Origin of the sequence: Chryseotalea sanaruensis (assembly GCF_003990915.1) — a bacterium.
Classification (GTDB): Bacteria; Bacteroidota; Bacteroidia; order Cytophagales; family Cyclobacteriaceae; genus Chryseotalea; species Chryseotalea sanaruensis.
In genome coordinates this window covers 1-8472 of record NZ_BHXQ01000011.1, presented here as the reverse complement: position 1 = coordinate 8472, position 8472 = coordinate 1, and the positions used below count along the sequence as shown (strand labels likewise).

General features: G+C 42.9%; 9 protein-coding genes. 3 read left to right on the top strand and 6 right to left on the bottom strand.

Going from position 1 to position 8472, the window contains the following annotated elements:
* The first annotated feature begins 789 nt into the window (after positions 1 to 789).
* Entirely contained in the window at positions 790 to 993 is a 204-nt protein-coding gene (locus SanaruYs_RS19755) for a hypothetical protein (protein ID WP_127124352.1), read from the top strand.
* Between the two features lie 500 nt (positions 994 to 1493).
* Here SanaruYs_RS19755 and SanaruYs_RS19750 read toward each other — a convergent pair whose 3' ends face one another.
* The 4 genes from SanaruYs_RS19750 to SanaruYs_RS19735 all read right to left on the bottom strand — a co-directional run bounded on the left by SanaruYs_RS19750 (position 1494) and on the right by SanaruYs_RS19735 (position 6172).
* Positions 1494 to 2372 carry a tyrosine-type recombinase/integrase gene (locus SanaruYs_RS19750; RefSeq protein WP_127124351.1) on the bottom strand — a complete coding sequence of 293 codons (879 nt, stop codon included), beginning with the start codon at positions 2370 to 2372 and terminating at the stop codon, positions 1494 to 1496.
* The gene (locus SanaruYs_RS19745; protein WP_127124350.1) at positions 2359 to 3255 is read right to left on the bottom strand and encodes a tyrosine-type recombinase/integrase; all 897 of its coding nucleotides are present in this window, start codon (positions 3253 to 3255) and stop codon (positions 2359 to 2361) included. The genes SanaruYs_RS19750 and SanaruYs_RS19745 overlap by 14 nt, the downstream gene beginning before the upstream one ends.
* 166 nt (positions 3256 to 3421) lie before the next feature.
* Positions 3422 to 6001 carry a CHC2 zinc finger domain-containing protein gene (locus SanaruYs_RS19740; RefSeq protein ID WP_127124349.1) on the bottom strand — a complete coding sequence of 860 codons (2580 nt, stop codon included), beginning with the start codon at positions 5999 to 6001 and terminating at the stop codon, positions 3422 to 3424.
* Complete coding sequence (locus tag SanaruYs_RS19735) at positions 6002 to 6172, bottom strand: SymE family type I addiction module toxin (RefSeq protein WP_218022493.1); 171 nt, start codon at positions 6170 to 6172, stop codon at positions 6002 to 6004.
* A gap of 148 nt (positions 6173 to 6320) precedes the next feature.
* On the opposite strand from SanaruYs_RS19735, the gene SanaruYs_RS19730 reads away from it, so the two are divergent.
* Together SanaruYs_RS19730 and SanaruYs_RS19725 are read left to right on the top strand one after the other, a co-directional pair.
* The gene (locus SanaruYs_RS19730; protein WP_127124347.1) at positions 6321 to 6653 is read left to right on the top strand and encodes a helix-turn-helix domain-containing protein; all 333 of its coding nucleotides are present in this window, start codon (positions 6321 to 6323) and stop codon (positions 6651 to 6653) included.
* Positions 6650 to 7033: a hypothetical protein gene (locus SanaruYs_RS19725; protein WP_127124346.1), complete on the top strand. Its 384-nt coding sequence runs from the start codon at positions 6650 to 6652 to the stop codon at positions 7031 to 7033. Before SanaruYs_RS19730 ends, SanaruYs_RS19725 begins: the two co-directional genes overlap by 4 nt.
* Positions 7034 to 7071: 38 nt before the next feature.
* On the opposite strand, the gene SanaruYs_RS19720 is transcribed toward SanaruYs_RS19725, so the two are convergent.
* Together SanaruYs_RS19720 and SanaruYs_RS19715 are read right to left on the bottom strand one after the other, a co-directional pair.
* Positions 7072 to 7566: a hypothetical protein gene (locus SanaruYs_RS19720; protein WP_127124345.1), complete on the bottom strand. Its 495-nt coding sequence runs from the start codon at positions 7564 to 7566 to the stop codon at positions 7072 to 7074.
* 6 nt (positions 7567 to 7572) lie between these two features.
* Positions 7573 to 8472, bottom strand: a 900-nt coding sequence (locus SanaruYs_RS19715) for an RHS repeat-associated core domain-containing protein (RefSeq protein WP_148115049.1), incomplete at its 5' end; no start/stop codon positions are given.

Below are 8472 nucleotides of genomic sequence, written 5' to 3'. Positions count from 1 at the left end.
CCAAACGGATAGTAAACTACACCACTTTTCCAGTAACCTTCACGAGCTCCTGCGGCAACTTTTTCAAAGAACATTTCCGAGTCACAACTCACAGCCTAAAGATAATAGTTCAACCTTTGGCCACCAACTTTTTTATTTCAATTGAAAAAAAGCAAGGGTAAATTCAAGATTTGGTCGAGTTATTCGTATAACCTAATAGATAACTTTATTTTTAATGTAAAAAACCTATGAGTAAAAGACCTTACGATGATTCACACGAACACCCTTGCACTTGCTGTGGGGCGACTATTAGACCTGTAGTTCAAAAACAAGATGGTCACAATGAAAGCGAGGAATACAACTGCCCTGAGTGTGGTAAAGAGTATTCTACAAGGGCATCCCTTCCAATCACCAGAGTAGTTCTTGTTTCCGGTAGAACCGATGGAAGAACTGGTCGGTGTCCTGATTAATGTGTAACCACGCGCTCCAACACACTTACCAACCCTTCTGCAAGTTTTCTTGTCATGCTCTTTGCTTCAAACGCACACAGGCACATGGCTACTGCCGCACGATCAGCACGCGCACCAAAGCAGCATCCAAGAGCCTTGCCATCGCTCAATGCAAAAGATCACGCCAATAAAACTTGCCCTAAGCTACATTAACATAAGGTGGCATTATGCAACTCCTCACCGTTGTTTGATTTTTAATGGTGGTGCGGGATTGCATAATAACCTTATGTTAAGTAGCCGCACATCCGACACACTCCCACGCGCTGAGTGCTAACGATTAAAGCTTGGTGTAAACGATAAAGTGAGTCGGCCAACGCTTCGTTCCGTTCGTCTCCCAGGTGCGCACATGCCTACGCTGGCCATCAAAGCAAAACTTCACCGCGCATTCCTTCCCTGCTTTGCTTTGAGGCCGCAACGCCTGGGAGCCACTCCACCCCGAGAGGCATTTGGGGTAAAAGTGCAGCGCAAAAAAGAAGAGCGTTTTTTTGAAGGTGAAGTGATGTAGTCTGAACTTTATCATTCACACAAAATTTTATCATCACTTCAGCTTCAAAAAAATGATGCAAGCCCCCGCACTAAATTTCAATCGAAGAACAAAACTTTCCGGGGGCGCGCTAAGCATAAAAAAATGGCGCAGCCTCCTTACGCCTGTGGCATGCGCCTTGTCTGAGCGGAGCGAGTAGCGCACAACTGCGTCAGCTCCATGCGGGGCTATTTTACATAATGTGCTTATGCAATCCCGCAGCTTTACTAAGTGCGAAGCACACCGCTATTACGCGAGGAGTTGCATAAGAGCACGTTATGTAAACATAGCTTTGGGCAAGTTTTTCTGGCACATGTTTTTGCTCTCGTGCGGGGGGTGCAGCTCTTTGCTTTTTTGTTTTCTCCGCTTTCCAATCATTTCAACTAAAACAAAAAAGCAATGTGCTGCAAGTGTGTCGGCCTTTACAAAAACTGTGACAGAAAAACTTGCAGAAGGGTCGGCCGAGCGTGGGCATGTGTGGATCACTTCAATGGGTGGTGTAGTCTTAATTGCTCCTGTAAATCTTCCAGGTGCGTTGCCTGATAGCGTTCGGTTGTGCTTACGTATTTGTGGCCGCTCATGTATTGAACGATTCTAACGTCATGCAGCTTCGTCCACTCTGCAATTACGCTTGCTCTGATCTGACTTGCTTGCTTAATGGTTGGGTGTTTTAATTTTCTCATCATCTGGCCTACTTCTGCGGGTAAACGTGTTGCTCCTTCCATGCCAATAATCAATTGTTTGATCTTCTCCGGTTCATTCACCAGTGGACCGTATAAAATCCGGTTGCGCGTCTTGTTTAAATATTCCTGCAGTTCAAAAACCTGTGATGCTTCCAGCTTCAACACTCGTTCGTTTGTCCGTTCTGTTCCGATGATTTTTATTTTTCCTTCCCGAAGGCTGATATGTTCCGGCTCCAACGTTTCCAGTTCTTCTATTGTCAATGCCTGGAAGATGAATAATCCTAAGATCACTTTGTTTCGCTGACTTCTGATATCGTTCACCGGATAGTTTTCATAGACTTTAATCAATTCGCTGTACGCTGTAAGGTCGTGCGGTAATCGCCTGGCTATTCCTCTGACATAAACACCTTGTGCCGGGTTGCTTTTTATTTTTCCGGTTTTCACTTGATAGTTAAAGTAATGGCGCATTGCCAGTAGTTGGTGCTGCACATTCACTTTGCTTCTACCTTGCTTCTGACTGTGTTTGATGTAATTCATCAAATCTGCGTAACAGATATTTTCCATCAGGTAATGGTTCTTTGTTGTCCACTCCAAAAATTCCTTGATGTCGTTCTCGTAAATCCTGATCGTATTTTCTGAGAACTCCTTTTGTATTAGATAGTCTTTAAAAGTTTTCATGTTTGATGTGGGTATAGATTTGTGTTGATTCCAGTGAACTGTGTCCTAAAAATTTGGCGATATACGACAGCTTCATTCCATTTTGCAAAAGGTGTGTGGCAATGCTATGCCGTAAGGTATGCAGTCCGATTTCTTTGTTGACCTTCGCCAGTTTGTTAAGCTTTCTCAACCTGATCAGTAAACTTTGCCCTTGCATCCGATAACCTTTATCACTGATGAAGAGCGAAGGGATTTTATTCTTCTTCTGTAAAAATGGACGGCTGTGATCCAGGTAATCTTTGATGTGCTGCAAGGTGGTTTCGTTTGCCGGCACATATCTTTCTTTATAGTTCTTGCCTTTGCGCACGTAGACAAGTTTTGCTTTAAAGTCTATATCACTTACATCTAATTGCACACCTTCATTTCTTCTCAGTCCGCATCCATAAAAAATACCGAGCATGACTTTATCACGCAAGCCAAGTACGCTCCCATCGGTTGCCGCATAAAGTTCTTTCACTTCGGCCATGGTGAGTATGTCCGGGATTGCGCGTAGTTGTTCAAATCGTTGCGTCTCTACGGTAAAATCTCCTTTGCTGGTCTGTCTTACAAACTGGCTCAGCAAGATTAAGCCCTGATGATATTTGTTGATGTGTGCACCGCTCAGCTTTCCGCCATGTATGGCATGTGGGCGCTCTTTCATATGAAAAATAAAATCGTGAACATGTTGTGCTGTAATCTTCTCTACTTGCCTGATGTCGTTTTGTTCAAGCCAGTGAAAAAATTCATGCACATACAAGGGCATGTTGTACACGGTGTTCTCTGCGTAGCCCAGCAAGGCCAGCCATTCTTTAAAGTCAAGTTCCAGCTCGCGCCAGGCATAGCTGTTCAAGGGTAGATTTTTCATGCTACTGTGGTTTATTGATCGTAAAATTTGGATTGCTCTATATACACCCTTTCCGGGTCACGGGTCGCCAGACACGTTTTCTTTGTTCTCTGTTTGTATTCGCAGATTTTTGCCTGTTCTGGCGACCCATCTGGTGACCCAGGCTTTTGGGTCACCAAGGTTTTTCTTAGGCGCTGATTAACTCAAGCTGATCGAGTTGGCCTTGTAAATGTCTCTTCACTTTTGCGCGAAGCGTTTGTATGTTGTCCCAGTACAAAACTTTGTAGCTAAAGCCACGATTGGCAAAGCCTCCGGCTTGCCTGATGTACTCAAGTTGTATCAGGTCATTGAGGTAGCGTTGCAACTGGCTCTTGCTAAGGTGTAGCGCGTGTCTTATTTCACGCTGGTTAAACTCATAGCTTTGATGATGGCCGTTGCCTTTCGTTTTTACATAGGTCTTTAATCGCTCGTAAAACTGTCTCAGGCTTCCGTCCAGTTCATCAACCTTTAGCACGATAGATTCAAACATGATCTCGGCTGCTATCTGTAAATCTTCTTTCTCGCTGATGAGTCTGCCTTGTGCATCTTGCTTGCGCTGGTATTGGTGCAGGATGGTGATCTGTTTTACAAAGGCCTGGTACAGTGCGTTCAGTCTCCTGATCTTGTGGGCTTCTTCGGGTAACTGTACTTTGTCTGCATACGGATTGATAACAGGATAAGGCTTTAAGATTCTAATGCAGTTTTGTAAAAACTCTGTGATCTGCTGCTCTCGCTTTTCATCGATCTGCCCGGCTGATTTTTTGTTTTGATACTGGATGATTTTTATAGTCTGTTCGTGACTTTCATCAACGGCTATCAAAAAACAACGGCTCATGTTGTCTTCATAGATTTCTCCTTTGGTAGTACAAGCCATACTGGCAATCGGGCCGTAAACTATCCGCTCGTAGGCATTCACATTTCCGTTCTCATCCTTGCTGCTGGTACTTGAGATAATCACGCCTTTGCTTTGCAGTTCTCTAAAGGCAAGCTGCGCTTCTTCTTTCATGCCGTCTAAATCTTCTATGCAGATTAGTTGGTGACTAAGATCATACATGCCATAATTATACAAGCTTCCTTCTGTTACGCGTGTAAATGCTTTCTTGCCTTCCTTCGGTATGAAGTTACTGACCTTGGCAAGTAAATGTGTTTTACCTGATCCGCTCGATCCCTGGATAAGTGCGTGCAGTGTCTCCGGCATTTTGTAGCTCGATGCGATGCCGAACAAAAATATCCGGTTGGTTTCTTCGCCTACTACTCCGGCCTGGCCTACCAGATCGTTTAATCTCTTGATCAGACTGGGCTTTGTTAAAAACTCCTTGCACTTAACTTCAAGGTGTGATGGTACTTGTATAGATTGTGGTTTGCCTTCTTCTTTTGAGGTGCTTTGCTTTTCGCGGTGTTGTTCGAGTAAATTCGTAAGTGCTTCTAAATCGAGTTGTACAAGGTCAGCTCGCAAGCCAAGCTTATCACTGGCATCACGCGCAAGTTTCTCTACTTGCTTGTCTTCGTACAAGTCAACTTTGCTTCTGCTCTTTCTTCCATTGGTAGGATGTTCGATATCCAAACTCACACGCAACGTTTCAAAGTTGTTCTGTAAATCTCCTTTGATGTGATAATTCGCGGTAGCGGTTCTGTATAAAAACCGATGGGGGAAGATTTCAAGTTTGTAGCTGTTGGCTTGTGTGCTGGGTACTTCTCTCTTCTCAGTTGAAAAAATAACAGTACGCTTTTCAATCAGGTGAGTAAAGATTTCTTTCTCGTGCGCTTGTGCCAAGCTGTTCACGTCTTCGCCTTCCGGTGTAGCTACTGAACTGATCGTAATATCTTTTCTTATCTCTTGCAGCTTGGCCGCTACTTTCTTTGTTCCTTCTTTCCCTGCTTCATCACCATCAAAAAACAAAATCACTTCTTCCAGTTGCTTCAGTTCTCTGATCGCTTGCTCATGCTCTTGTGTAAATCCATTCGTGCCATAGCAAGCAAGTACGGTGTATTGATGGGTAATTATGGTATGTTGTTGCAACGTGGCCGCATCAATGATCGCTTCCGTTAAGATGATCTTCTGTGTGTTTGCATTTGGGTACTCAGGGTATAAACCTTGATGCGGACCAGGTAAGTAGTAATGTCCTTGGTCAAGACTTCTTCCATAGATCCCCACCGCATGGCCTTGTGCATTTTGCAACGTGAACACTAAACAATTTTTGAAACGGTTCAGGTAGCGCCCGTCTTGTGTCTTGCTGATCAGTCCGATTGCTGCTGCACTCTCTTTAAAATTCTTGTTCCATACTTCCGGTACTTTATCACCCGTGAAGCCTAGCTTCAACGTCTGCCAGTCTAACCCTCTTTCAGTGGCATACACTCTTGCGCGTTCCCCGTTGCCCATTCCTTTTCTGCATCCGTCCAGGTAACGAGCCAATATTGCTACTCGGCTGAGTTCTTCGGGTTGTGTTGCTTTTGTTTCAACATGGCCAAGTAATGATTTTGCTTTTAAGATCGCTTCGCGCTTTGTTCCTTTTTCCATTAACCGGATGAACTCAATCACATCGCCTGTGCCTGCTTTGCAGTTGGATGAGAAGCAACAAAACGTATTGGTCTGCGGATAGATTTGAAGTGAAGGTGTCTTGTCGTTGTGGAAGGGACAACTGAGCATATTGTTTTGGTTCGCCTGCAGTCCGTAATGATCAAGTACCTGGGCGATGGTGAGCTGTTGTTTGATCTCGTGTATCTCCATTTAGCTTACAGGTTTAATAATGATCTCCTGATCTCTGACTGTGATCTGCACTTGCTCTCCAATCTTAAAACCGGATTGCGCAAGCCACTGGCCGATCAATCGAACTTCCGGTACGGCCTGCTTGTCTTTGCTCCGGTATGAGTGGTAAACTTTCAGTGTGCGATCTGCCATGGAAAATATTTTTTGTTCACGACCTATTAGTCTCAAAAGTAATGTATTCATCTTTACAAGGCAAGTATTATGCGTTTGTTTTAATACCTATAAGTAGACTATTTTTGACTTTAAGTATCAAAAATGGTCTAATTCAATACGTTTAAGTATGACAATAGGTGAACATATTATGCTTTTGCGCAAGCAAAAAGGGCTTTCACAAGCTGACCTTGGCAAGGCTATCGGAACTTCCGGTGATATTGTAGGACGTTATGAACGTAACATCATGAGCCCTTCTATTGAGGTCATTATCAAAATGGCCGATGCCCTTGAGATTTCTATAGACTATCTGGTAGGTAAAACCACACTCCAATTGGATAAGGTAACTCTTGACCGACTAGAAGAGATTGGAAAACTAAATGATGACGCCCGACAGTATATTCTCAATCACCTAGACTTGATGATCCGTGATTTCAAAACTAAAAAAGCGTACGCTCGATGAAGGAAAAAATTCAACGCAGCCTTTGGCCGGATTTGCTCAAAGGTTTTGCTCTCTTTGCAATCTCTCTTCCTTTTACTGTTGTTGCTATTCTTAAACTCGTTTACAACCTACCCAATACCAATAGCTTTCTTGTAAGTCTGAGTAATAGCATTGTACCTCTTTACGAAAACTATGCATTCATAAAATTCATGTGGCCGATTTCGCCAAGTCCTTCCGTTGAGTCGGTTTTTACTTTCGGTAATTTTATGGGACTTGCTGTGCTGGCCTGTTCTGTGGTTGGCTTTGGATGGATGAGTCGTGCTAACTATAATCACTCCCGACTATTAGAAGCCAAGCGTAAAGCTCAAGAACAACAACTCATTGATGACTATAAAAAATAAAACCCAGCGCATGGGCTGGGTTCATATTTTGGAGCTTATTACTTTTTCTTGATCTTATTTCTTACTCGAAGCATCTGACCACCTGGGTAATCTATTTCAAAAGTATAATTCCTACTTTTATCCAACGGATCAAAAACACCCATGTATTTCTTATTACTCAGATTATAAACCCTCATGATCATGAAGTAATGATACAACCAACTGGATGAAAATGGCAGTTCAAAAACTTGATGCTTATTCTCATTCTTACCTGGCTCCTTATAATCGATAACCAAAGTCATAGAATCATTCTTTGCAGCTAACAACTTCTCATATTCATCTTTATCAAAGGAAAGATTTCCTGGATAGTACAAGCCACCTATTGTCTGCTTAAGAGACCCTGCATCATCCCTGATTTCAATTTTTAGATTCGTATAACTGACCCAAACAATATCGTCAATTACTAAAATCAGATTGAAGTCCTTTTTATCCTGCGCAAAAGTACCGACAGTGCCAAAGAGACAAACAACCAATAGTATGCTCAATTCTTTCATAACTCTCTACTTAATGATTTTTCTGACAGCTCTGTCTCTTATCTCAGCTGGACTCTTACCGCCTTGATAAATCACCGCACCATTTGATCTAGAGGGTGTGGTGACCAAATTACCACTAGCATCCCTGCTAACACTTGTAGCCACTCCTATCGGCCCTACAATAATATTCGTGCCATAATTCTTGAAGGTGCTCCTATCAGCTCCTGAAGGTGTGCTTGCCGACTGTGGGAAAGCTTGACCATCTTGTTCAACAATCTTTGTGGGATGTGAATGAATAGTCGTTGCTTCAGAAGCACTTGCACCTTCAGGCAAAGCAGGTACTTTCGTCTCTGCAGTTTGAACTAACGTTCCTCCAATATTTTCGATTTTTGGTTCAGGTCCAGTTTCACCTCGAACTATTTGTCCGTCACCAGTAACTAATGATACTTCCTCTCTCAAACCTCCATTTGCTTCTGTTCTTGATAAAACATCTAAAGCTTCTGTGAGGACAGTTTTAGTAGTTTGAATACCACTTGCCACATCTTCAGCAGAAGCTAATTGACCATCCTTGGTGTTACCCTTAATCCTTTTCACGTCATCCTTGTTGGTAATAATTGAAACATTACCATCATTCCCGTTCCTATCTTCACCAATTTTATTTCCGTTTTCATCAAACAACTCAGTAAAAGCCCCAGTAGGATCAACGAAAATGATCGGGTTGTTCATTACGTAGTGATATGGCGTCCAGCTATGATAATTATCAGCAGCTGGGTCAATACTCATAAACCTCCCTATCGCTGGATCATATTGACGAGCGATGTAATCATACCAACCAAGATTCAATTCGTCTTGAAGTTCCTTTCCATTATACAAGTATTGATTCGGTGTTGAATTTTCTCGTGAATAACTCTGTGCGACCATGCCAAA